The following is a 21728-nucleotide window of genomic DNA, read 5'->3' on the forward strand; positions in this document are numbered from 1 at the left end:
TCTCTCGCCGTAGTTCAATGGATAGAACGGCCGCCTCCTAAGCGGCAAATATGGGTTCGATTCCCGTCGGCGGGACCAGCTCTGATTTCGCGCAAAGTGTGCTGCGTCCGCAGGACCTAAGGTGGTGGCACCGATCCATCCGAGGACTCCACCATGCGCACCTTCCCACTTCTCATCGGGCTCGCCAGCCTGATCGTTTCGTCGTCTGCCGCCATGGCGCAGCCAGGGCCCGGCGCCGGGCGCCCGTGCGTGGCCGCTTCTTCCGCCAGCGGCGCGGGCGTCGCCAACTGCACGGGCCCGCGCGAGGGCATGCGCGGCGGCATGGCCCCCCGCGCGCGCTGGGGCCGCGACTTCACGCCCGGCTGGGGAATGATGTCGCGCGAAGAGCAGCAGCAGCACCGCGACAAGATGCTGTCGTTCAGCGATTACGAGCAGTGCCGCACCTACATGGAGCAGCACCACGGGCAGATGGCCGACCGTGCGAAAGAGCGGGGCCGCACCATGCCCGACACGCCGCGGCGCGATGCCTGCGCGGGGCTGAAGACGCCCGCGCCGAAGGCGAAGTAACAGTCTGAAAAATCACCTCGCGGCAAGACCTTCCGCGAGGCTACGGTACTCGGGGCATTTGCTGGTGCTCACCTCCGGCTCTGGGTAGATTCGTCCACTTGCGCTCGCGCGCAATTCCTTTCATCCAAGCCGTACCGGAGGAATGCGAATGGCCCGCCACAAGGCCCCGCCCAAGACCAGGCGCCTGGTCTGGCGAATCTCTGACCACGCGCCGCTGGGCGAGTGGGTCGACCCGAACCTGCCGCCCCCACCCAAGCCCGAACACACCGACGGCATCGACGAGGTGCCCGGGGGCTGGCGCCGCTCGACCTACGACCTGCTCGCCGGCGTGGAGATCGACGACAACCCCAACACCGTGCCCGACGACCTGTTCGACGAGCTGTTCGGCCCGACCAAGAGCGAACCGAAAAGCCCGCGCAAGTAGGGCCGGGTCACTTCACTTCGCCACGCCCGCGCCCAGGTCGATCATCAGGCGCGAGGCCAGGTACAGGCGCGGCACGATCGAGTCGATCTCGATGTACTCGTCGCGCGCGTGGTAGCCGAAGCCCGCGAGGCCGAGGCTTTCCAGCACCACCGCTTTGCCCGAGCGCGCCGCGAAGGCGGCGTCGGTGCCACCGCCGGTCATCGGCACCAGCGAGAGCGCTCGACCGTCGAGCTCGGCGTAGATCTTCTGCGCATGCAGCGCCAGCGCGCGGCCCCGGTCACCTGCGTTGAACGCGGGGCGGTTCACCTGCATCTTGATGGTGGTGGTGGTCTCGGGCACGAGGCGGTTGCCGTCGACCTTCTCCTGCAGCGCGGCGCGCAGTTTCTCGGCGCCATCGCCCACCTGCAGGCGCACGTCGCCATGCGCGGTGGCCTTCTCGGGGATCTGGTTGCCCACCGAGCCGGCCGAGGCGAGCGTCCAGTTGAGCTGCGTGCCGGGGATGGTCTTGGCCACGTCCTTCGTCTGCACGATCTGGTGCGAGAGCTCCACCAGCGCGTTGCGGCCGGCATCGGGCGCGGCACCGGCGTGTGACGAGCGGCCCTGCACCTCCATCGTCGCAAAGGCGATGCCCGAGGTGCCGAGCAGCACGCCTTCGGTCTTGGCCACCGCCTTGGCGGCCGTTGGCTCGAAGGAGAGCACCGCATCGTGCTCGCTGCCGAGCGTGGCGATCAACTCGCTCGACCCGCCGGAGCCGCCTTCCTCGTCGGGGTTGAAGAGCACGGTGAGCTGCGCATAGTTCTTCCAGCCGGCGTCGTTGAGCAGCTTGAGCGAATGCAGGATGACGGCGATGCCACCCTTGTCGTCGGCGATGCCTGGGCCGTAGAGCCGGTTGCCGTCGCGCTTGTAGGGCTGGGTGGCGAGCGTGTTGGCGGGGTAGACGGTGTCCATGTGCGCGATCAGCAGGATGCGCTGCGTGCCGGTGCCGCTGAAGCTGCCCTTCACGATGCTGCCGTGGCCCTTGGTGGCCTTGATGCGCTCGGTCTTCGCGCCGAGCGCCTTCAGGCGACCCTCGCAGTACTCCGCGATCTTCGCGATGCCTTCCACGTTGGCGGTGCCCGACTCGATGTGCACCAGCTCGCGCAAGGTCTCGATCACCTCGGGCTCCGCCTTCTGGCTGGCGGCCAGCAGCCGCGCATCGGGGGCAGCCGTGGCGGCGAACGACGCGGCGAGGCTCGCGCACAAGGAGAGAAGGCGAAGGTGTCGAAGCATGAGAGGCATGAGAGGCATGGTGTGCGCCAGGAAATGAACGTGAAAAAAGTCTAGGCGCGCAGGCCGAAAATGCAGCGAGCCGATTCCGCCATTTGAGTTGCCGATTTCGCCATGCGCCTCTCCCACGTCGCCGCAGACACCACCGCCGAGCCCACCCGCCGCACCCCCTTGCACGTGCGCCTGCTGTGGCTGCCGCAGGCACTGCCCGGCACACTCTTCGCGGCGCTCGACGTGCTGCGCGTGGCCGCGCAGGTGGCGGCGCTGCAGCGGCCCGGGTCGCCGCGCGAGCTGAGCTGGAAGATCGTGTCGGCCAGTGGCCGCACGATGCCGTCGCCGTTTTCGCCGCCCCGCAGTACCAAGCCCGAGAGCCGCCGTGCGCCGCGGCGCCCACCCGCGCAGAGCCTGCTGCTCATCCCTGCACTCGCAGCCGACAACGCACCGCACCTGGGCGAGACGGTCGCGCGTGCCACCACGGCGCTGCGCCTCGTCGAGCGCCATGCGCAGGCCGGCGGTTGGGTGGCGGCCTGTGGTGGTGGCATCGCCGTGCCCGCCGAGCTGGGCCTGCTCGATGGTCACCGAGTCGCCGCCCCGTGGGTCTACCAGAGCTGGATGGGGCGCCGCTACCCACGCTGCGACTTCAGCGCCGACGACAGCATGGGCATGGCCGGGCGTGTCTTCACCTGCGTCGCACCCGCCTCGATGACCGAGTTCATGCTGCGCGTGCTCGGCCACCTGCACGACCCCGACCTTGCCCAGGCCTGCTCGCAGGTGCTGCTGCACCAGCCGCTGCGCCAGCAGCTCACCCCCACGCTGGTGGCGAGCCAGTGGATCACCAAGACCTCCGACAGCCCGGTCTACCGCGCGATGCAGTGGCTGCAAGCGAACGTCGACAAGCCGTATCGCCTGGCGCCGGTGGCCGCCGCCGCGGCCGCAAGCGAGCGCACCCTGCTGCGCCACTTCCGCCAGGTCACCGGCATGACGCCGCTCGACTACCTGCACCACCTGCGCATCGAGCGCGCCAAGATGCTGCTGGAGGTGACGCTCCACGGCGTGCACGGCATCGCCGAAGCCTGCGGCTACAGCGACACCGCGTCGTTTAGGCGGCTCTTCCAGCGCAAGACGGGCATGTCGCTGTCGGAGTACCGCAGCCGCTACACGCTGCGGGCGCGGCGGCCGCACTGGCGGGTGGAGCGGCAGGCGCCGCCGGCGTGACTCAGGCGGCGCGCCGCAAGGGCACCGCCGGGAAATCCACCGGCACCGCGAAGGCCACGTTCACGTAGTTGGTGAAGAGATTCAGCGCCACGTGGGCGAGGATCTCCACGATGTCGGGATCGTTGAAGCCGGCCGCGCGCACGGCCTGCACGTCGGCGTCGGCGATCTGTCCGCGCGCATCGATGAGCCTGAGCGCAAACCGCAGCGCCGCCGCCGTGCGCGGGTCGCTCGCCTCGCCCATCTGCGCCGCGGCCATCTCGTCGGCGCTCGCACCGGCCTTGCGGCCCAGCGCCATGTGTGCGGCGAGGCAGTATTCACAGGCGTTGCGCTGTGCCACGGCCACGGCGATCTTCTCGGTGAGCTTCTGTTCGAGCACGCCCTGGCCGAACGCGGCGAACGAGCCCCACATGCTCTTCAGCGCGGCCGGCGAGTGCGCCACGGCCTTGAACATGTTGGGCGTGGCGCCGAAGGCACCGTGGATCTGGCTGAGCAGCGCCTTGCTGTCGGGCGAAGCGGTGTGGGCATCGAGCAGGGGAACGCGGGGCATGTGGATTCCTTTCTTCATTGGCACTGGCAAGTTCCAGTGCGGCCAGTGTGTCGGGGCCAGCTGTACCATCGGTGTCGTTTGATCCACAAGACATACCAATTCGTCCACGCCATGAGCCAGAGTGTTGATCGGCTGTCGTCCCTGCTGGAGCGCTTTCGCGTGCGTGCCCACCTGTTCCACCACGGGCCCTTGTGCGGGGTGACGCACTACGCCGCCGAGCCGGGGCGCGGCTTCCTGCATGTGATGCGCAACGGCGAGATGACCCTGACGCACCGCGCGCGCAGCGGTGCGCCGAAGAAGCTGCGCATCACCGAACCCACCCTGCTCTTCTACCCACGCCCGCTCGCGCACGACTTCCACAATGCGCCGGCCGAAGGCTGCGATTTCACCTGCGCGGCGGTCGAGTTCGAAGGCGGCGACGAGCACCCGCTCGCGCGCGCCCTGCCCCCCGTCGTGGTGCTGCCGCTGGCGCAGCTGCCCACCCTCGAACACACCCTCACGCTGCTCTTTGCCGAGACGGAGCAGGTGCGCTGCGGCCACCGCCTGCTGGCCAACCGGCTCTTCGAGGTGCTGCTGTTGCAGCTGCTGCGCTGGCTGCTCGACCATCCCGAGGAAAGCGGCGTTCCCGCGGGGCTCTTGAACGGGCTCTCCCACCCGCAACTGGCCAAGGCGCTGGTCGCGCTGCACGAAGCGCCCGGGGATGGGTGGACGCTGCCGCGCATGGCCGAACGGGCAGGCATGTCGCGCAGCGCCTTCGCCGCGGCCTTCAAGTCGCACGTGGGCGAAGGCCCGGCCGAGTACCTGGCGCAGTGGCGGCTGTCGATCGCGCAGACGCGGCTGCGCCTGGGCGCACCGCTCAAGACCATCGCCGAAGAGCTGGGCTACAGCAGTGCTTCGGCGCTGTCGCGCGTGTTCGCGCAGAAGGTCGGTCGCTCGCCGCGCGACTGGCTTCGCCATGACACGCTCCTGCCATAACGCCCCAGCGGCACGAAGAGCAGCGAAGATCACGCCCCTCACTCCAGGAGCAACGCCCATGTACGGACTCATCGGCCAGTTCAGATCGCACCCCGGGCAGCGTGACGCGCTCGTCGCCATCCTGATGGAAAACGTCGAAGGCATGCCGGGCTGCATCAGCTACGTCGTCGCGCTCGACCCGAAGGACGCCGAGGCCATCTGGATCACCGAGGTGTGGAAAGACGAAGCGAGTCACAAGGCCTCGCTCTCCCTGCCCTCGGTGAAAGACGCGATCGCGCGCGCGATGCCACTGATCGCCGGCTTCGGCATGCACCAGTCCACGCTGCCGGTGGGCGGCACCGGGTTGCCCGGCCGTTGAGATTTTTTTGCAGGGCGCTGAATCCTTTTGGCCCAGGCGGCCCTCCTTGCCTTCGATGCCCACCATCCGGGCAGCACGAGGTGAAGAGATGTTCTATCGCAAGAACGTGGGTTCGAAGGAATGCGTCGCGCGGGTATTGGGTGGTCTGCTGATCGTGGCGTGTTCGCTGACGCAGATCGGCACCACGCCGCTCGGCCTGGTGCTCGCGGCGAGCGGCGTTGTCACGGCGTTGACCGGCCTCCTGGGCTACTGCCCCGCCTGCGCGCTATCCGGCCGCAGGCCGGTGGAGCCCCGTTCCTGATGCGGCTCGACGGTGCGCTCTTCGCCGCAGCCCAGGCCGGCAACCCCGCGGCGCTGGAGCGCATGCTGCGCGACCTGCAGCCCGACATCCGGCGTTACGCACGACGGCAATGCCACCGCAGCTCATCGGTCGAAGACGTGGTGCAGGAAGCGTTGATCGTGCTCTACCGTCGCGTGGGCGCGGTGCGCGATCCGCTCGCGCTCGCCGGCTGGGTGCTGCGGGTCGTGACGCGGCTTTGCATGCTGCCGGTGCTTGGACTCATGCGCGGCGCGGAGAGCCTGAGCGAGCGCGACGAAGCCGCGCACTTCGCCGCCATGCCAGCCGACGAGCTGCGGCACGACCTGGTGAGCGCACTCGAATCGTTGCCCGCGCCCTACCGCGAGATCGTGCTGCTGCGTGACATGGAACAGCTCACCATCGGCGAAGCCGCAGAACGCCTGGGCATCACCCGCGAGGCGACCAAGAGCCGGCTGCACCGCGCCCGGGCCCTGCTGCGCGAGTATCTGCAGGCCGATGGCGCGAAGGAGTTAAAGCGATGAGGCCGCTCTTCGCTCGCAGCCGCGATGGCCTCTTCGCCTCGACCACGCTCACCGGCCATCTGCTGCGCGGCGTCGTGGTGTTCGGTCTTCTCTGGATTGCCGTGTCGATGCAGCTCGATCGGCCGGTGGCGTCGGCGCTGGCGGGCATCGGCGCCTTGATCGTCATGCGAGGCTGCCCGATGTGCTGGACCATCGGGCTGGTCGAGACCGTGGCGCAGCGCCTCAGAAGCCGATCTTCAAGGTGAGCCGGACGGTGCGCGGCTCGGCCGGGTGCACGTGGCGGTCTTCCCGCGCGGGCAGGCCGGCCGGCTGCGACTCGTAGTAGTACTGGATGTCGTAGACGTCACGGTCGAAGAGGTTGAAGACGTCGAGCGTCAGCTCGGCGTCCTTCCACAGCTTGCGGCTCACGCGCAGGTTGGTCGTGGCCGAGGAGTACGAGCGCACGCTGTTGTTCTCGACCAGCGCGCCGCTGCCGAGGTAGCGCCATTGCAGGCTGGCCGACCAGCCGGCGAGGTCCTTCAGGCTCACGGCGACGGAGGCCACCTTGTCGACGGCGTTGGGGATGCGGTCAGCCATGCCCGCGTGACGGAAGCGCGCATGGCTCCACGCAAGGTCAGCGTCAAACAGCAGCCAGTTGTTAGGCGTCCACCGGTTGTTCCACTCCACACCACGGCGCTTGCTTGGCAAGAGCGAATCTTCGGTCGTGCCGGCGTCGCCGACATAGAGAAGCTCGGAGTCAAAGTCGAGCTTCCAAAGCGCGACGGAACTCTGCAGTCCCGGAATCCATTCGGTCCGGGCTCCGACTTCATAGCCTCGAGAGGCTGCCAAGCCTGGCGCCTGTCTCGCTGGATCGGTCGCGCCGCGGGCATCATTGCTGTGGAAACCCCGCCCCGCGTTGAAGAAGAACTCCGTCTTGGCCCACGGGCCGGCGATGAGCGAGAACTTGGGCGAGAGTTGCTGGTCGCCATCGGTCGCCGAGCCCGGCGTCACCTGGTTGTCGACGGTGAAGCGCACGCTGTCGGCGCGCAGGCCCACCACGCTGCGCAGCCACGGGTTCAGCTCCAGGCTCGTCTGGCCGTAGATGCCGAGCATCGTCTCGCGAACCTTGTCGTCACGCACCGCTGCGCCCAGCACGCGGGCCGACGATTCGAAAAGCCCGACGCGCGCGCGGTCGTGCCGCAGCTGCACGCCCACCTCGCTGCGCGCCGGCAGCGAGCCCAGCACGTGATCGATGCTGTGGTTTGCCGCAAAGCCGTAGACGGTGCGCTTGTCCTGCTGAGAGAACTGGTCGTCGGCGCTGTCGAGCGCGTAGGTGAAATTGGAGAAGAGCGAGAGCCGGTAGTCGATGGCGTAGGCGGAGAGGCGTGTGGCGCGGTCGTCGCCGATGTCGCGCCACTCGGTCGACAGGCTGGTGCGGCGCGTCTTGCCGCCGCTGGTGGGGTCGAGGGTGTCGAAGCGGCTGAAGGGCTGGCCGTTGTAGCCCTCGGTGATCAGCCGCTCGGGAATCTGGTCGGTGGCCGTCCAGCTCGCGTCGTAGGCCATGAGGCTTGTGCTCCAGCCCTTGTTCTTGCTGCCGCCGCCGAAGGTGAGCACGCCGTTGGCGCGCTTCAGGTCTTCGGGCACCGTCCACGGGCCGTCGTTGTGCTGCAGTTCCAGCGCTGCCAGCACGGTGTTGTCGCCGCCAAGCTTCCCCGAGCCGCCGACGAGGCCGCGCCGGTAGCCGCGCTGGCCCCAGCCCAGCGACGCGAAGGGCGCGTCGAACGTGGTGCGGTAGGCGATGTCGGCCGAGCCGGCGGAAGAGAAGTCGCCGCTCTTCGCGAAGTACGGGCCCTTGCGGTACTCGATGCGGTCGACGAGTTCGGGGATCAGGAAGTTGAGGTCGGTGTAGCCCTGGCCGTGGCCGTGCGAGGGCATGTTGACCGGGATGCCGTTGATGCTGGTGGCGAAGTCGGTGCCGTGGTCGAGGTTGAAGCCGCGCAGGAAATACTGGTTGGCCTTGCCGTCGCCCGAGTGCTGCGTGACGATGACACCGGGCACGAACTCGAGCACTTCCCCCGGGCGCAACGCGGGGCGGCTCTTCATCAACTCGGCGCGGATGACGCCTTGAGACGCGGCGTCGGAGGTGCCCACCGCGTTGTCGTAGTGGCGGCCGGTGATCTCGACGGGCTCCAGGTGCACGGCGGCCACCTGGGCGGGCGCCTCTTTCTCCTTGGGCGTGGTGTCGGTGGACTGGGCGAACGTGGGGCCGCACAGGGCCAGCACGCCCAGGGCGATGGGGTGGAATCGGGGTGTCATGGCAACGGTGTCCGATGGGCCAGCGCAGCGCTGCGACGGCCGGTGTGGTGAAAGCCTGCCAGGGCAGGCGGGTTCAGCAGGACAGCGTCAGGCCCGCGGGGGCCGCTCGGGCAACGGCGCGGCGTGCGTGATGCAGCTCCAGGCGAGCGAGGCGCGCATCACGTGACGGGTGTCGGCGGCGATGCGCACGCCGTGGGGCGCCGCATCGAGCGCCACCATCGCCGAGAGCACGAGGCTTGCGGCGGCCGCGAGGTCTTGCGCCTCGTCGCCAAGCGTGGGGTCGGCGGCGGGCTTGAAGTGCACGTGCCGTGCCCAGCCGCCGTGATCGTGATGCTCCGCATCGTGCGCCACGTCGGCGTGCACGAATGCGGCTGGCGACACGGCCTCGCTGCGCACGTGCACATGGCGCGGCCCCTGCACCTGGCCCCAGGCTGCCGCCATCGCCTGCGCGAAGACGATGACCGCCAACCAGCCGGCGAGCAGGCGGGCGAGATCACGGGCAAGGAGCGATGAGAGGAGAAGGCTCATGGGCAGGCGGCCGAGTATCGCGCCGCCCTTTGACTACGTTGTGAAAGCCGGGCCGGATGCAGCCGGCGCTCAGAACTTGACCAACACCCCGAACGACACCAGCAGCGGCAGCTGCGTGACCGGCTTGCGCTCGCTGTAGTCGGCGTTGTAGCTGTAGCCCGAGAGGTTCTTGCGGGCGTAGGCGTTGATCAGCTCGCCGTAGAAGCTGTAGCGTGGCGAGAGCTTCCAGTCGGCGCGCAGGTCGAGGCGGTGGTAGGCGGGCAGGCGCTCGCCGTTGAGTTCGCCGTAGGTCGGGCGTGTGCGGCCATCGGTGTCGACATAGCTGCCGGTGATGGGCGTGTAGGGCGAGCCGGTGTGGTAGCTCCATTTCGCGCCGTACATCCAGCGTTCGCTTTGCCGGTATTGCATCACCAGGTGGGCGATCACCGGCTGGTCGAAGTCGAACGGGAATTCGCGGCCGGTGATGTCGTTCTGCCGGCGTGCCTTCGAGAGGCTCAGCGCCAGCCAACCGGAGAGCTTGCCGCCGGAGTTCGGGTCTTTCTTGATCAGCAGCTCGGCGCCACGCGAACGGCCGCTGCCGCCGTTGACGTAGTTGACCGTCGGGTCGGCCACCACGAAGTCGCCGAACTTCTTCTGGTAGGCCTCGAGCTTCCACGACCAGCCGCGGTCGAGCTTCTGCGCCACGCCGAGCACGCTGTGCGTGGCCCGCAGGTGCCACAGGCCGGTGTTGCCGAAGCCCGGGATCACCTGTTCACCCGCGGGGAACTGGTTGTGCCGGCCCCACGCGGCAGTGAACGTGGTGCTGGGCGTCGACTTCCATTCGACACCGAGACGCGGCTCGGTATAGCGGCGGCCGAGGTAGCCGTCGCGGGTGTGGTGCGCGCCCAGGCTCAGGGCCCAGGCCTCGGTGGCCTGCCAGCGGTGGCTGAGGTAGGCATTGCCGAACTTCGCATGCAGGCTGTCGCGTGCTTGCACCTGCGGGGCGCTGCTGAAGTCGCAATCGGGTTCGAACTCGGTGCAACGTGCGTTGCGCGCGTCGATGTCGTAGTCGATCGTCATTGACTCGATCGATCCGCCCACCGAGGTGTCGTGCCCCGCCGCCGGCTTGAAGCGCAGCTGCTCGCGCAGGAACACGGTGTTGGCCCGCGAGGTGGCGCGCAGCGCGGTGCCCACGCTGCTGGTGTTGCGGTCGATCGTGCGGCCGAAGGCGAGCTTGTTGCTCACGCCGCGGCCGAAGTCGCCGTCCCACACCACGGCCTGCGTGGCGTAGCCGGTGTTGAGGGCGCTGTCACCCGCAAGCACGGGCTCCTGCGTCGCCAGCGTGGAGCCCGACGGCACGCGGAATTCGAGCTTGTCGGCCGCACCCGTGGCGTGAAAGCTCAGCTGGTGCTCGGCGTTGAGGTTCCAGAGGTACTTGCCCTGGTAATCCCAGTAGCGCGGCACGCTGATGATGACGCCGGAGTCTTCGTCTTCCACCGTGTCGAGCAGCAGGTCGATGTAGCTGCGCTTCACCGCGAAGTAGAACGACTGCTTCTCGTTGATGGGCCCTTCGATCAGCGCATCGGCGCCGAGCAGGCTCACGTTGAGCACGCCGCCCAGGCGGTCGGTGCGCGGGTTGCGCAGGGTCACGTCGAGCACCGCGCCGATGGCGTCTCCGTACTCGGGGCCGAAGGCGGCGCTGTAGAGCTCGAACTGGCGCACGAGGTCGCTGTGCACCGTGCTCACGAGCCCGCCCATGTGGAAGAGGTAGCCCACCGGCAGGAAGTCGACGTAGTAGAGGTTGTCGTCGGGCCGCGAGCCGCGCACGGCGGGGGCGGCGCTGCTGTCGTCGGCCACGGCCACGCCGGGCAGCGCCTGCAGGGCCTTCATCGTGTCACCGGCGGTGCCGGGCACGGTGCGCAGCTCGTCGCCGCTCATGACGCTGCGGCTGGTGGGCGCGCGCTCGCTGCGGGTGGTGATCTCCACACGGGGCAGCTCGATGGCGGCCGGCGCCGACGCCGCGGCGGGCGCGGCAGCGGCGGCCGGCTCGGTTTGCGCCTGGGCCGTGCAGGCGGCGGCGAGGGCAGCGGCGGCGATGAAAAGCTGGGCGGTCGGGTGTGCAGTGAGGTGGGCGGTCATGAAGGGCGTGTCGTGGCGTCTCAGGCGGTGCCGAATTTGGTGTCGAAACGGATGCCCACCTTGCGCAGCAGCTCGGTGGGCAACTGGCCGCCCGCGCAGACGATGACCGCCTCGTTGCGCAGGTTGCGTTCACGGCCCGCGTGTTCGATGCGGACGCTTCCGGCCTCGATCGATTTGACCACCGACCCGAGCAGCACCTGCAGGCGCCCTGCCGCTTGCTGCTGGTCGAGCAGCATGCGGTTCTTGGCCTTGATGCGCGAGAAGGCCTCGCCGCGATACGACAGCGTGACCTGCGTGCCCGTCTCCTGCGACAGGGCCACCGCCGCTTCGACCGCGCTGTCGCCGCCGCCCACCACCAGCACGGCCTGGCCGCGGTACTGCGCCGCGTCGATCAGGCGGTAGACCACCTTCGACGACTCCTCGCCCGGCACCTCGAGCTTGCGCGGCGTGCCGCGCCGCCCCATGGTGAGCAGCACCGTGCGCGTGGTGTAGCGCTCGCCGCTGCTCGTGTGCACCACGAAGCCGTTGTCGCGCGCGTCGATGCCCGCCAGCTGCTGGCGGAACGAGATCTTGAGCCCCGTCTGCTGCACGGTGCTGTTCCAGAACTCGAGCAGCTCTTCCTTCTGCACCTCGCCGAACTTCACCTTGCCCACCAGCGCCAGCTCCACCGGCGCCGTCATCGCGATCTTGTTGCGCGGGTAGTGGAAGACGGCGCCGCCGAGCGAGGTCTCCTGCTCCAGCAGCTTGTAGCGCAGGCCGTGCTGGATGGCGGCGAGCCCCGCCGACAGCCCGGCCGGGCCGCAGCCGACGATCACGACGTCGAAGTCGTGCTGGCCGCCGCGGCGCTGGCGGATGGCGCCGATGGCCTGCCGCCCCTGCTCGGCCGCCTTGCGGATGAGCCCCATGCCGCCCAGCTCGCCGGCGATGAAGATGCCCGGCACGTTGGTCTCGAAATCGGGGCTCACGTGCGGGATCTCCACCCCGCGCCGCTCGGTGCCGAAGACGAGCTCGATGCCCTCGACCGGGCAGGCGGCGAGGCACGCCCCGTGGCCGATGCAGGCCGAGGCGTTGGTCAACACGGCCTTGCCGTCGACGATGCCGATGGCCTGCTCGGGGCAGGCCTTGACGCAGGAGCCCGAGCCGATGCAGCGCGCCGGGTCGATCACCGGGTGCAGCGACGCGGGCTCCACCATGCCGGCCTCGACCGACTGCTGCAGCGCCGCCACATTCTCACGCTGGCGGCGCGACTGCCGGCGCAGGTAGGCGACGAGCACCACCGCGAAGACGGCGCCGTACAGCCACAGGTAGCCCATGCCGACCTCTCAGCCCGTGACGGCGGCTCAGCCCGCGTCGTGCTCGTCGCGCGGCAGCGCGGCGGCGCGGCGCGCGCCGCTGTGCCGCCGTGCGGCCAGCACCGGCTCGGCCAGCATCAGCACCAGGGTCACCGCATAGGCGCCCCACACATAGAGGCCGTAGCCCCCCATCGCGAAGAACTCCGATGCACTGCCCCAGTTCATGCGCGTTCTCCTTTCAGTTGCTTGGCCACCCACTCGGCGTCTCGCTCGCGCTCCAGCACGATGGCGCGCGTGCGCATGAAGACCACCGCGAAGGCGTAGGCCCAGAACGCGAAGGTCATGATGAGCATGGCGGTAAGCATGGTCTGCGCCATCTTCGGTGCGGCCGTCATGCTTACGGTGGCGCCCTGGTGCAGCGTGTTCCACCACTTCACCGAGAAATAGATGATGGGCACGTTGACGGCCCCGACGAGTGCGACCAGCGCCCCGGCGTTGTCGGCGCGGCGGGTGTCGTCAATCGCCTCGGTGAGCGCGATGTAGCCGAGGTATAGGAAGAGCAGGATCAGGTAGGAGGTGAGCCGCGCATCCCACACCCACCAGGTGCCCCAGGTCGGCTTGCCCCAGAAGGCGCCGGTCCACAGGGCGATGAAGGTGAAGAGCGCGCCGGTGGGCGCGATGGCGCGCGCCACCATCGACGACAGGCGCGTCTTGAAGGCCCAGCCGATGCCGGCCCAGAAGGCCATGGCGAGGTAGAGCACCATCGAGATCCACGCGGCCGGCACGTGGATGAAGATGATGCGGTACGACTCGCCTTGCGTCGCGTCGGTGGGCGCGACGAAGAAGCCGATGTACAGGCCGATGGCGGCGAGCACGATTGCCGCGGCCCAGAGCCACGGGATGGCCCAGCCCGCGAGCTGATAGAAGCGCGAGGGTGCGGCGAAGGTGTAGAAGCTCATGGTGTGGATCGTCGCGAAGGGTTCATTCGGTGGAGATGCGCAGGGCCGCCGCCGTGGCCCAGGGGGCGAGCAACAGGGTGACGATGAGCAGCGCGCCCAGAAGCGAATAGTGTCCCTGAGCCGAGACGCCCGACTCCACCGCCCCCACCGCGCCGGCGCCGAAGATGAGCGCCGGAATGCACAGCGGCAGGATCAGCAGGATCAGCAGCACGCCGCCGCTGCGCAGGCCGAGCGTGAGCGCCGCGCCCACACCGCCGAGCAGGCTCAGGATGGGGGTGCCCAGCACGAGACCGAAGGTGAGCGCGGCAATCGACTCACCGCGCATGTCGAACATCAGCCCGAAGAGCGGCGCGAAGACGATCAGCGGCAGCCCCGTCAACAGCCAGTGCGCGAGCGCCTTGGCCGTGGCGATCAGCACCGGCGATTCGCCGCACAGCAGCATCTGCTCCAGCGAGCCGTCGGCATGGTCGGTGGCGTAGAGCTGGGTGACCGAGAGCATGGCAGCGAGCAACGCGCACACCCACACCACGCCGGGCGCGATGATGCGCAGGGTCTGCGCCTCGGGGCCCACGCCGAAGGGAAAGAGGCTCACCGCCACGGTGAAGAAGGCGACCGGCAGCAGCGCTTCCACGCGACGCCGCGCCGCCAGCCTCAGATCACGCGCCAGGACCGCAGTGAATGCGCTCATCGGGCCACCTCGTCGAGCTGGATCTCGCGCGGCGCCGGCTCGCTGAGGGTCAGCGCCTGGTGGCTCGTGAGCACCACGCCGCCGCCGGCCTGGGCGTGGCGCGAGAGCAGGCCGTTGAGCGTGGCGATGCCGTCGACGTCGAGCGCATCGAAGGGCTCGTCGAGCACCCACACCGGCGCCGACGGCGCGAGCGCCAGCCGCGACAGCGCCACGCGCCGGCGCTGCCCTTGCGAGAGCGTGCGCACCGGCGCATCGCGGCGCGAGGCCATGCCGAAGAGGCGCAAGGCGTCGACCAGCGCGGCCTCGGTGGTGTCTCGCCCCTGCAGCCGCGCGAGGAAGCGCAGCGACTCAAGCACCGTGAGGTCTTCCTTGAGCGCGTTCGCGTGCGCCACGTAGAGCAGGCCGTCGCGCCGCTCGACCGTGCCCGCCTCGGGGGTGGACAGGCCGGCCAGCAGGCGCAGCAGGCTCGTCTTGCCGCGGCCGTTGGCGCCGCGCAGCCACAGCACCTGGCCGGGCAGGAGCTTCAGGTCGAGCCCCTTGAAGAGAACCCGGTCGCCACGCCGGCAGGCCAGTGCGTTTGCCGCCAGCAGCGGCGCCGAAGCATCAGAAGTCGTAGCGGGCGCCGAGGTAGTAATAGACACGGTTGGACGATTCGTTGCGTGCCGGTGACGTGGTCTTGCTGTATTCCGACGTCAGCTCCGATTCGGTCGTGAGCTGCTTGCCGAGCCGGTGGCTCAGGCGCAGGCCTGGCGTCCAGCGGGTGGTCTTGAGGCCCGCATTGTCGGTCTGGCGGTAGAACTTGATCGAAGGCTCGAGCGTCAGGGCTTCCCGGATCAACGACGAATGGTTGTAGTTCAGCAGCACGGCAGTGTAGGTGGAGTCCCGGAAGGTCGAATTGGCCGGGTCCACCGGGTCGGGCACGTCGACGAGCTGGGTCGCGCCGCGCAGCCAGGTGAGGCCGATCACGTGCGTGTCGCGCGCCGAGTAGAGGTTGCTGCCGATGAGCTGCGAGCCGAGGCTCAGCACGCGCGTGGGCTTCTGGCCGTAGGGCAGCAGGTTGGCCACCGGCGCGATCTCGCCGATCTGCGTGGAGCGGATGTCGCCGCCGATCTGCCAGCGGGCCGACAGCGGCGTGGTCAAGCCCAGCACCGACTGCGTGGTGAACGAGTTGAGCCCCTTCACCTGGGCGCGCAGGTCGCCCACCGTGGCGCCGCTGGCCAGCAGCTCGCGCACGCTCTGCGCCGGCGGGCTCGCGGTCTGGAAGAAGAGCGCATTGCCGAGAGAGAGCATCGGCGTGGCACGGCGGTCGACGAGCAGGTTGACCACGGTGTTGTCGGCGCGCTGCCAGGTGGCCTGCAGCATCGCGATGTTGACGCCCTTCAGTACCTGGTCGTAGTCGAGCAAGCCGAAGGCGGAGGTGGCGCCGCTGAAGTAGCGCAGCTCGCTGCCGAGCGCGCGGCGATCAATTTCGCCGTCGATGGTCTGCTGGATCGCGTAGACGCTGCCGCTCAGCTCGGGCGTCAAGGCCTCGGCGTCGAGCGAGCTGCCGTAGAACTGGCGCCGGCTGTCGAGCAGCTTGTCAGCCGGCCTGCCGGCCACCGCATTGACGCGCCACTTCGGCGCCACGAGCACCCCGCCCTGCACGCCGTCGAAGCGGCCGAGCACCCCGGCGCCCGTGCCGGATTGACGGCCTACGCGGACGTTGGTGCCGAGGCTCGTGGAGCGGTGGTCGAAGTACAGCGCCGAGAGGCGGTTCTTGCTGCGCCGGCTGTCGAGCAGGTCCGCGGAGTAGCTGTCACGGAAGACGAAGCGCATGTCGCGCTCGGCATCGCGGTGGCGCCAGTTCAGGTCGACGCTGCTCACCGACTGCTTCTGGTCGGTGCCGGAGAAGGTGTTGTCGGATTGCAGCTCGGGCAGGCCGCTGATCGGCGACTCCTGGAACTCCTGCGTGCGGACCTTGCTCTGGCCGCCGTAATAGAACTGCGAGACCGAGCCGACGAGCGTGGTCGTGGGGGTGATGGGCGCACGGATGCGCGGGCGCGGGGGTGACGGTGGCGCAGGCTCGGCGGAGGGCGCCGGAGCCGGAGCCGGAGCCGGAGCCGGAGCCGGAGCCGGGGCCGGGGCCGGCGGTGGCAGTGGCGGAGCGGGTTGCGGCGGTGGTGGCGCGGGTGGCTCCGGCACAGGGGCCGGCACGGCGGCGGCGACACGCGTGGGCGGTGCTTCGGGTTCGGGCTCGCGCGGCTTGTTGAGGTCGAGCACCATCGCCTGCGGAAAGCGCTCGGCGAGCAGCCCGCGCGCGCGTTCGGCCTGGGCGCGGGTGTCGAAGTAGCCGAGGTTGATCTCGTAGACGACACGGTTGCCCACCTGTCGCTTCTCGGTGAAGACGGTGTAGTCCTGCAGCGAGCGCGGCACGGGCGCATCGGCCTGCTCGCCCGGCGCGGTGACGGCCTTGAGCACGACCACGTAGCGCTCCGGCGGTGGCGCCGCCGAGACCGCCGACGCCGCAGGTGCGGGCACGGGCGCGGGGACGACGGCCACCGGCGGCGCAGCAGCGGGTAGCGGTGCAGACGCCGGTGCAGGCGCCGGTGCGGGCACTGGCGACGGAACAGGTGCAGGCACTGGCGCAGGGGCGCGAACGGCCATCGCCGTCAGCACGAACTCGATGCTGCGGTTGCCGCGCCCCGCGCGCACGCGGGCACGCTGCGGTTCGGCGAAACGCACCACCAGCTTGCGCTCGATGCCGGCCCGGTCGGTGGCCTCGTCGGTGATGGTCACGCGGGGCAGGCGGTCACCGCCGATCACGCGCCGCTGGCCCGAATCGAAGTTGAGCCCCTCGTAGGGCGGCAGCACCTCGTAGAAGGCCTGCACGAAATCGCCCGAGGGCATGAGCACCGCGCGCCGGTACTGCACGGGCGCGGTGAAACGCACCTGCACCACCGCATCGTTGCCTTCGGCGCGGATGCTCACGTCGTCGATCAGCTGGGCCTGCGCCCACGGGGCCAGCGCTGCCAGCAGCAGGGCCAGGCCGAGTCGGTAGAAGTTCTTCAAGCGCGCCGGGCCTCGTTCAGTTCCATTTCGAATACGCGGCCCCGACATTGCCCAGCGGCCGGTGGCAGCCAGACTGCGAGCAGTCGGTGGGCGCCGGCGTGCGATTGCGGTGGTTGAGCGGCATCTTGTCCATGTTCCCGAGGAACGAGGTGCCCGCGGCATGGCAGCCCTTGCACCAGCCCGCGCCGTTGCCCTGGCTCGCGTTGTGGTTCATGCGCATCGACGCCCAGCTCGTGGTGCTGGTGTGGCAGGCGTTGCAGTCCAGCGCGCCGCCGTTGAGCAGCTGCGTGGCCTCGGGGATGTGGTTGGCCGGCTTGGCGAGCGCGCCGGTCGCGCCCTCGGAAAGGTAGTTGCCGTTGTGGCAGGCCTTGCACTGGGTGGTGGTGACCACGCTGTGGTTCATCGTCACCGCCGTCGCGAAGCTCGACTGCGAGCGGTGGCACGAATCGCAGCGCGCCACGCCGGTCGTCACCGGCACGTGCGTGGGCGACTTGCCCTTAGCGACGGTGCCGTTGTGGCAGGTGTCGCAGGTGCCGGTGCCCACCGCGTTGGCCGGCGAGTGCGCGAAGCTCACCGTGAGCCAGCTGGCGGTGGAGCGGTGGCAACCTTCGCAGGCCGTCACACCCACGTGAGTGCTGGTGTTGGGCTTGCCCACCGCAGGCGCGAAGCTGCCGGTGTGGCAGGTGGCGCACTGGCTCGACACCGTCACGCTGCTGTGGAAGCGGGCTGGCGTCCACGCCGCGTAGCCGCTGCGGTGGCAGGTGTCGCAGTTGGTGATCGGCGTGCCGGTCACGAGCTGGTAGGGAATGTGGCTCGGCGAGCGGCCGTCGGCCGGCGGGTAGGCCCCGCTGTGGCAGGTGGCGCACTGGTTGGTGATCGGCACCTGCGTATGGTTCCAGCTCGATGGGCGCCAGCGCGTGGTGGCGTGGCAGGCATCGCACGACTGCGAGCCCACCGGCATGTGCATGGCCGGCTTGCCCACGGCGCGGCTGCCGTTGTGGCAGGTGGCGCAGGTGCCGGGCGTCACGCTCGCATGGTCGAAGCCGGTCGCCGGCACCCACGCGGCGGCGCGGTGGCAGCTGTCGCACGAAGCCTGCGTCTGCAGGTGGCCTGCCGGCTTGCCGGTGGCGAAGCTGCCGTTGTGGCAGCTCTGGCAGCTGCCGGGGAGCACGCCGCCGTGGGTGAAGCGGGCGCCGGTGAAGGTCTGCGTGTTGTGGCACGCGTCGCAGGCCTGGGTGGTGGGGAAGTGGCGCACGGGCTTCACGATGTTGGTACGCGAGAGCAGCGAGCCGGCGGCGTGGCAACTGGCGCAATCGCGCGGCGTGCCCTTGAAGACGCCATTCACATGGCAGCTTTCGCAGCGCTCCTTGGCGTGCGCGCCGGTGAGCGGGAAGCCGGTTTTCACGTGGTCGAAGTCGCGCACCGGCACCTGGGCGATGCCCCAGGCGGCGAGTGCGGCGAGCACCACGGCGATGAACAGTCGGATCAGGTTCTTGGTTGTCGTCTTGGTTGTCATTGGAGCCACCTCGGGCGTTGCAGGCTGCCGGTGCGCAGGTTGGTCACGCGCTTCCACGACTGCGGTACGTGGCACTGCTCGCAACGCGGGCCGAACTGGCCGTCGTGCGCGTCGTCGTTGCGGTGGCAGGCGCTGCAGTGGGTGCCGATCGGCGCGATGTCTTTCCCGCGCGGCGCTTCACGCGTGTGGCACGACTCGCAGGCCACCTTGGCGTGGGCGCCGTCCAGTCGATAGCGCGTGCGCTGGTCGTGGTCGAAGCGCCAGGTCTTCCAGTCGCGCGTGGTGTGGCAGGTGTCGCAGCGGGGGCCGAAGCGAAGCTGGTGCTTGTCGTCCTTGCGGTGGCACGAGTGGCACTCGGCCTTCGCATCCTTGAAGCGCGGCGTGAGGTGGCAGGCCTTGCAGTTGGCGATGAGGTGGCCGCCGGTGAGCGGGAAGCGTGTCTTCGCATGGTCGAAGGTCGGCACGCGCCAGTTCAGGTCGGTGTGGCACTGGCTGCACTGCGTGCCGAGCTGGCCTTCGTGGCGGTCGTCCTTGCGGTGGCAAGCCACGCACTCGGTCGAGGCAGTGCGGAAGACGATGCGCGGGCCGCCCATCTCGAGGTGGCAGGCCGCGCATGGAATCGAGGTGCGTGCGTGGGCGTTGCGCAGCGCGAAGCGGGTCTTGTCGTGGTCGAAGCGGCCAGCGGTCGTCTTCCAGTTCTTCTCGGCGTGGCAGCTCTCGCACTTCTCGCCGAGCGTGCCCTGGTGGCGGTCATCCTTGCGGTGGCAGCCGATGCAGTCCTTCGGGGCCTCCTTGAAGAGCGGACTCTTGTGGCAGGCCTTGCACTCGGTGTCGGCATGGCGGCCGAGCAGCGGGAAAGCGGTCTTGCCGTGGTCGAACTTCGCACGCTCCTTCCAGTCGCGCTCGGTGTGGCAGCTCGCGCACTCGCGGCCGAGCGAGCCCTGGTGCTTGTCGTCCTGGCGGTGGCAGGCGTAACACTCGCTTGCGGTTTTTTGCCGGTAGAGCGGCCCGGTGTGGCAATTCGTGCACGCCAGCAGGCGGTGTTTGCCGCGCAGGGGGTAGCGGGTCTCGGTGTCGTGGTTGAAGAGGCTGCCCTTCCACGACTTGGTGCCGTGGCAGCTCTCGCAGCGCTCGCCGAACTGGCCCTTATGCCCGCGCTGCTCGTCGGCGCGCTTGTGGCAGCCGACGCAGGCGCGCGGGGTCTCGCGGTATTGCGTGTCCTTGTGGCAGCTGGCGCAGGGCGTGTCGGCGTGCTTGCCGGTGAGCGCGAAGCGGGTCTTGTCGTGGTCGAGCTTCGCTTCCTTCCAGCTCGTCTCGGTGTGGCACTCGTGGCACTTCGGGCCGAGGCTGCCCTTGTGGGTGTCGTCCTTGCGGTGGCAGGCGAGGCAGTCTTGCGGCGCCTCGCGGTACTTGTGGGCCGGCAGGTGGCAGGCGCTGCACTCGGCCTTCAGGTGGCGGCCGCGCAGCACGTAGTCGGTCTGGGTGTGGTCGAAGCGCTGGCGGTCGAACTCGGCCAGGCGCATGGTGCGGCCCTTGTGCTCGGTGTGGCAGCTGCGGCAGGCCTGCGCTTGTTTCTGCCTGCCGTGGAAGCCGGCGCGCTCGAGCATGTCGTGGCCCACGTCCTTATGGCAGGTGGTGCAGAGCCGATCCTGCGCGTTGCGGTCAAAGCGCACGTGGCACTGCTTGCAGTCGTCGTCCCACTTGGCGTGGGCCTCGCTGAGCTTGCCTGGCGCGAGCACCGACTCGAGGCTCTGCGCCCGCAGCGGCAGCACCAGGGCCAGCAACGCGAGGAGGCAGGTCCACCGGGCCCATGCGCGCCAGCCCATCGCGGTCAGTACGCGTGCACCGCGAACACATGGAACGCGGCACTCAGGATCAGGAGGTAGACGAAGGGCACGTGCGCCACATGCCACAGCGCGAACACCCTTTCGTAGGCGGTGAACTGCGCCACCCGCACCACGTTGGCGAGGTAGCGGTCGACGAGCTTGCGGGCCTGGCGCTCGCGCCGGGCGCGCTCGGTGGCGTCCCACTGGCGCTTGTGGGCCACCCGGTCGATGGCGCGGTGCAGCTCCGACAGGCATTGCCGGTAGGCATGCCAGCGTTGCCAGCGCAGCACCAGCACCTGGCGCAGGTAGGTGCTCCAGCGCGGCGGCGCCTTGAGCTCGCGCTCTTCGAACGCCAGCAGGCGCGCTTCCACCGCAGGCGCGAAGTGCAGGCGCGAGCGTGTCTCGCTCTGGTCAAGACCAGCGCGCACCTGCAGCTCGCGCAGGGTGGTCTGCTCGCCGTGCAGGCCGCGGTTCACCCGCATGTAGATGAAGCGCCCGACCACACCGCTCAGCGCCACGATGACCATGCTCCACAGCGCCACGCCCGCATTGAGCGAGCCGATGTGGAAGGTGGAATGCACGAGGATCAGGAGCGGCCCGGCGATGCCCAGCACCATGTGGGCGACCAGCCACCACTTCACCTTGCCCAGCCGGTGCATGAAGCGGAAATGCTTGCGCAGCGGGTAGGTGAAGAGCGTGAGCATCATCAGCCCGCCCGCCACACCGAGCCAGTAGCCCACGTCGTCGCCGGCCTTGAAGTAGCCGCGGCGACTGATGGCCCAGGCCAGCAGCACCAGCAGGGCGAGCGCGGCGTACAGCAGCCCGTCGCCAAGGGCGGGGCTGGATCGGGGCGCGTTCGGGAGGGCCGCATCGCGGCGATCGGGAACGGCGCTCATGGGGACTCGTGGCTGGCAGACATCGGCTGGCTGGAGTGGAGAACGCAGGCTAGAGAGCTTTCCTTAAGGCCCGCTGAACTGTCGTCCCAAGCTGTAACCGCTCTTTTCCGAAGCCGGGTACGATGACCCACACTCCGGAAGCCCTCGATGAACAAAGACCTGCTGCAACCTTCGGCCACGATCACGGCGGCTTTGATCACCAACCCATCGCCCGGGGTGACGCGCTCCAAGCTGGCCGACGTGGGGGCGCTCTTCGCGTCGGTCTACCTCGAGCTGGAGAAGGCCCAGGCCATCGTCGACAAGGCACGCGAACAGCCGGTCAAGCCGCCGGCCTCGCTGCTGTAGCAGCACCCTCACCGGCGTGCATCTG

Annotated in this window: 23 protein-coding genes and 1 tRNA gene; 10 read left to right on the plus strand and 14 right to left on the minus strand. The window is 69.3% G+C overall.

The features are described from left to right. The first annotated feature begins 3 nt into the window (after positions 1 to 3). The 3 genes from RXV79_RS20020 to RXV79_RS20030 all read left to right on the plus strand — a co-directional run bounded on the left by RXV79_RS20020 (position 4) and on the right by RXV79_RS20030 (position 991). Positions 4 to 78: transfer RNA gene (locus RXV79_RS20020), tRNA-Arg, on the plus strand. Between the two features lie 75 nt (positions 79 to 153). After that, the gene (locus RXV79_RS20025) at positions 154 to 567 is read left to right on the plus strand and encodes a hypothetical protein (protein WP_316699865.1); all 414 of its coding nucleotides are present in this window, start codon (positions 154 to 156) and stop codon (positions 565 to 567) included. Positions 568 to 715: 148 nt separating this feature from the next. Then, on the plus strand, positions 716 to 991 hold the full coding sequence (locus RXV79_RS20030) for a hypothetical protein (protein WP_316699866.1): 276 nt from the start codon (positions 716 to 718) through the stop codon (positions 989 to 991). A 12-nt stretch (positions 992 to 1003) separates the two neighbouring features. Here the strand turns inward: RXV79_RS20030 and RXV79_RS20035 are convergent, their stop codons facing one another. Beyond that, on the minus strand, positions 1004 to 2269 hold the full coding sequence (locus RXV79_RS20035) for a glutamate carboxypeptidase (RefSeq protein ID WP_316699867.1): 1266 nt from the start codon (positions 2267 to 2269) through the stop codon (positions 1004 to 1006). A 102-nt stretch (positions 2270 to 2371) separates the two neighbouring features. On the opposite strand from RXV79_RS20035, the gene RXV79_RS20040 reads away from it, so the two are divergent. Continuing rightward, positions 2372 to 3472 (plus strand): GlxA family transcriptional regulator, encoded by a 1101-nt coding sequence (locus RXV79_RS20040; protein WP_316699868.1) that lies wholly within the window; start codon positions 2372 to 2374, stop codon positions 3470 to 3472. A gap of 1 nt (position 3473) precedes the next feature. Here the strand turns inward: RXV79_RS20040 and RXV79_RS20045 are convergent, their stop codons facing one another. After that, complete coding sequence (locus RXV79_RS20045) at positions 3474 to 4019, minus strand: carboxymuconolactone decarboxylase family protein (RefSeq protein ID WP_316699869.1); 546 nt, start codon at positions 4017 to 4019, stop codon at positions 3474 to 3476. A gap of 111 nt (positions 4020 to 4130) precedes the next feature. Between RXV79_RS20045 and RXV79_RS20050 the strand changes: the two genes are divergently transcribed. The 5 genes from RXV79_RS20050 (at position 4131) to RXV79_RS20070 (ending at position 6437) form a co-directional block, all read left to right on the plus strand. Continuing rightward, entirely contained in the window at positions 4131 to 4994 is an 864-nt protein-coding gene (locus tag RXV79_RS20050; RefSeq protein WP_316699870.1) for an AraC family transcriptional regulator, read from the plus strand. A gap of 58 nt (positions 4995 to 5052) precedes the next feature. Continuing rightward, positions 5053 to 5352 (plus strand): putative quinol monooxygenase, encoded by a 300-nt coding sequence (locus tag RXV79_RS20055; RefSeq protein ID WP_316699871.1) that lies wholly within the window; start codon positions 5053 to 5055, stop codon positions 5350 to 5352. Positions 5353 to 5440: 88 nt separating this feature from the next. Beyond that, the gene (locus tag RXV79_RS20060) at positions 5441 to 5653 is read left to right on the plus strand and encodes a YgaP family membrane protein (protein ID WP_316699872.1); all 213 of its coding nucleotides are present in this window, start codon (positions 5441 to 5443) and stop codon (positions 5651 to 5653) included. Further along, on the plus strand, positions 5653 to 6192 hold the full coding sequence (locus RXV79_RS20065; protein WP_316699873.1) for an RNA polymerase sigma factor: 540 nt from the start codon (positions 5653 to 5655) through the stop codon (positions 6190 to 6192). The genes RXV79_RS20060 and RXV79_RS20065 overlap by 1 nt, the downstream gene beginning before the upstream one ends. Next, positions 6189 to 6437: a hypothetical protein gene (locus tag RXV79_RS20070; protein WP_316699874.1), complete on the plus strand. Its 249-nt coding sequence runs from the start codon at positions 6189 to 6191 to the stop codon at positions 6435 to 6437. The genes RXV79_RS20065 and RXV79_RS20070 overlap by 4 nt, the downstream gene beginning before the upstream one ends. Here the strand turns inward: RXV79_RS20070 and RXV79_RS20075 are convergent. From RXV79_RS20075 to RXV79_RS20130, 12 genes are all read right to left on the minus strand, one after another. Next, a complete protein-coding gene (locus RXV79_RS20075) occupies positions 6415 to 8487 on the minus strand; it encodes a TonB-dependent receptor (RefSeq protein WP_316699875.1) in 2073 nt (690 codons plus the stop codon). The genes RXV79_RS20070 and RXV79_RS20075 overlap by 23 nt on opposite strands. A gap of 87 nt (positions 8488 to 8574) precedes the next feature. Further along, positions 8575 to 9015: a hypothetical protein gene (locus RXV79_RS20080; RefSeq protein WP_316699876.1), complete on the minus strand. Its 441-nt coding sequence runs from the start codon at positions 9013 to 9015 to the stop codon at positions 8575 to 8577. A gap of 69 nt (positions 9016 to 9084) precedes the next feature. Further along, positions 9085 to 11133 carry a TonB-dependent receptor plug domain-containing protein gene (locus RXV79_RS20085; RefSeq protein WP_316699877.1) on the minus strand — a complete coding sequence of 683 codons (2049 nt, stop codon included), beginning with the start codon at positions 11131 to 11133 and terminating at the stop codon, positions 9085 to 9087. Positions 11134 to 11153: 20 nt separating this feature from the next. Further along, positions 11154 to 12446 carry an NAD(P)-binding domain-containing protein gene (locus RXV79_RS20090; protein WP_316699878.1) on the minus strand — a complete coding sequence of 431 codons (1293 nt, stop codon included), beginning with the start codon at positions 12444 to 12446 and terminating at the stop codon, positions 11154 to 11156. 27 nt (positions 12447 to 12473) lie between these two features. Next, positions 12474 to 12650 carry a heme exporter protein CcmD gene (gene ccmD, locus RXV79_RS20095; RefSeq protein ID WP_316699879.1) on the minus strand — a complete coding sequence of 59 codons (177 nt, stop codon included), beginning with the start codon at positions 12648 to 12650 and terminating at the stop codon, positions 12474 to 12476. Next, entirely contained in the window at positions 12647 to 13384 is a 738-nt protein-coding gene (ccmC, locus tag RXV79_RS20100) for a heme ABC transporter permease CcmC (RefSeq protein WP_316699880.1), read from the minus strand. The genes ccmD and ccmC overlap by 4 nt, the downstream gene beginning before the upstream one ends. Before the next feature lie 22 nt (positions 13385 to 13406). Beyond that, entirely contained in the window at positions 13407 to 14072 is a 666-nt protein-coding gene (gene ccmB, locus RXV79_RS20105; RefSeq protein WP_316699881.1) for a heme exporter protein CcmB, read from the minus strand. Further along, positions 14069 to 14713: a cytochrome c biogenesis heme-transporting ATPase CcmA gene (gene ccmA / locus RXV79_RS20110; RefSeq protein ID WP_316699882.1), complete on the minus strand. Its 645-nt coding sequence runs from the start codon at positions 14711 to 14713 to the stop codon at positions 14069 to 14071. Before ccmA ends, ccmB begins: the two co-directional genes overlap by 4 nt. Then, on the minus strand, positions 14676 to 17120 hold the full coding sequence (locus RXV79_RS20115; RefSeq protein ID WP_316699883.1) for a hypothetical protein: 2445 nt from the start codon (positions 17118 to 17120) through the stop codon (positions 14676 to 14678). The genes ccmA and RXV79_RS20115 overlap by 38 nt, the downstream gene beginning before the upstream one ends. A 16-nt stretch (positions 17121 to 17136) precedes the next feature. Next, positions 17137 to 18636: a cytochrome c3 family protein gene (locus tag RXV79_RS20120; RefSeq protein WP_316699884.1), complete on the minus strand. Its 1500-nt coding sequence runs from the start codon at positions 18634 to 18636 to the stop codon at positions 17137 to 17139. Then, a complete protein-coding gene (locus tag RXV79_RS20125; RefSeq protein WP_316699885.1) occupies positions 18633 to 20462 on the minus strand; it encodes a cytochrome C in 1830 nt (609 codons plus the stop codon). The genes RXV79_RS20120 and RXV79_RS20125 overlap by 4 nt, the downstream gene beginning before the upstream one ends. Positions 20463 to 20467: 5 nt before the next feature. After that, a complete protein-coding gene (locus RXV79_RS20130; RefSeq protein ID WP_316699886.1) occupies positions 20468 to 21358 on the minus strand; it encodes a hypothetical protein in 891 nt (296 codons plus the stop codon). Between the two features lie 147 nt (positions 21359 to 21505). Here RXV79_RS20130 and RXV79_RS20135 point away from each other — a divergent pair, with 147 nt between their 5' ends. Then, the gene (locus RXV79_RS20135; RefSeq protein ID WP_316699887.1) at positions 21506 to 21703 is read left to right on the plus strand and encodes a hypothetical protein; all 198 of its coding nucleotides are present in this window, start codon (positions 21506 to 21508) and stop codon (positions 21701 to 21703) included. Positions 21704 to 21728: the final 25 nt, after the last annotated feature.

Origin of the sequence: Piscinibacter gummiphilus, from assembly GCF_032681285.1 — a bacterium.
In the GTDB taxonomy this organism is placed as follows: domain Bacteria; phylum Pseudomonadota; class Gammaproteobacteria; order Burkholderiales; family Burkholderiaceae_C; genus Rhizobacter; species Rhizobacter gummiphilus_A.

What these genes read in the sequence shown, in the direction of transcription:
- ccmD (WP_316699879.1), bottom strand. Translation starts at nt 12,650, where the DNA reads ATGAACTGGGGCAGTGCATCGGAGTTCTTCGCGATGGGGGGCTACGGC.
- RXV79_RS20045 (WP_316699869.1), bottom strand. Translation starts at nt 4,019, where the DNA reads ATGCCCCGCGTTCCCCTGCTCGATGCCCACACCGCTTCGCCCGACAGC.
- RXV79_RS20060 (WP_316699872.1), top strand. Translation starts at nt 5,441, where the DNA reads ATGTTCTATCGCAAGAACGTGGGTTCGAAGGAATGCGTCGCGCGGGTA.
- RXV79_RS20120 (WP_316699884.1), bottom strand. Translation starts at nt 18,636, where the DNA reads ATGACAACCAAGACGACAACCAAGAACCTGATCCGACTGTTCATCGCC.
- RXV79_RS20075 (WP_316699875.1), bottom strand. Translation starts at nt 8,487, where the DNA reads ATGACACCCCGATTCCACCCCATCGCCCTGGGCGTGCTGGCCCTGTGC.
- RXV79_RS20065 (WP_316699873.1), top strand. Translation starts at nt 5,653, where the DNA reads ATGCGGCTCGACGGTGCGCTCTTCGCCGCAGCCCAGGCCGGCAACCCC.
- RXV79_RS20080 (WP_316699876.1), bottom strand. Translation starts at nt 9,015, where the DNA reads ATGAGCCTTCTCCTCTCATCGCTCCTTGCCCGTGATCTCGCCCGCCTG.
- ccmC (WP_316699880.1), bottom strand. Translation starts at nt 13,384, where the DNA reads ATGAGCTTCTACACCTTCGCCGCACCCTCGCGCTTCTATCAGCTCGCG.
- RXV79_RS20125 (WP_316699885.1), bottom strand. Translation starts at nt 20,462, where the DNA reads ATGGGCTGGCGCGCATGGGCCCGGTGGACCTGCCTCCTCGCGTTGCTG.
- RXV79_RS20055 (WP_316699871.1), top strand. Translation starts at nt 5,053, where the DNA reads ATGTACGGACTCATCGGCCAGTTCAGATCGCACCCCGGGCAGCGTGAC.
- RXV79_RS20050 (WP_316699870.1), top strand. Translation starts at nt 4,131, where the DNA reads ATGAGCCAGAGTGTTGATCGGCTGTCGTCCCTGCTGGAGCGCTTTCGC.
- RXV79_RS20085 (WP_316699877.1), bottom strand. Translation starts at nt 11,133, where the DNA reads ATGACCGCCCACCTCACTGCACACCCGACCGCCCAGCTTTTCATCGCC.
- RXV79_RS20035 (WP_316699867.1), bottom strand. Translation starts at nt 2,269, where the DNA reads ATGCCTCTCATGCTTCGACACCTTCGCCTTCTCTCCTTGTGCGCGAGC.
- RXV79_RS20090 (WP_316699878.1), bottom strand. Translation starts at nt 12,446, where the DNA reads ATGGGCTACCTGTGGCTGTACGGCGCCGTCTTCGCGGTGGTGCTCGTC.
- RXV79_RS20070 (WP_316699874.1), top strand. Translation starts at nt 6,189, where the DNA reads ATGAGGCCGCTCTTCGCTCGCAGCCGCGATGGCCTCTTCGCCTCGACC.
- RXV79_RS20130 (WP_316699886.1), bottom strand. Translation starts at nt 21,358, where the DNA reads ATGAGCGCCGTTCCCGATCGCCGCGATGCGGCCCTCCCGAACGCGCCC.
- RXV79_RS20030 (WP_316699866.1), top strand. Translation starts at nt 716, where the DNA reads ATGGCCCGCCACAAGGCCCCGCCCAAGACCAGGCGCCTGGTCTGGCGA.
- RXV79_RS20040 (WP_316699868.1), top strand. Translation starts at nt 2,372, where the DNA reads ATGCGCCTCTCCCACGTCGCCGCAGACACCACCGCCGAGCCCACCCGC.
- RXV79_RS20135 (WP_316699887.1), top strand. Translation starts at nt 21,506, where the DNA reads ATGAACAAAGACCTGCTGCAACCTTCGGCCACGATCACGGCGGCTTTG.
- RXV79_RS20025 (WP_316699865.1), top strand. Translation starts at nt 154, where the DNA reads ATGCGCACCTTCCCACTTCTCATCGGGCTCGCCAGCCTGATCGTTTCG.
- ccmB (WP_316699881.1), bottom strand. Translation starts at nt 14,072, where the DNA reads ATGAGCGCATTCACTGCGGTCCTGGCGCGTGATCTGAGGCTGGCGGCG.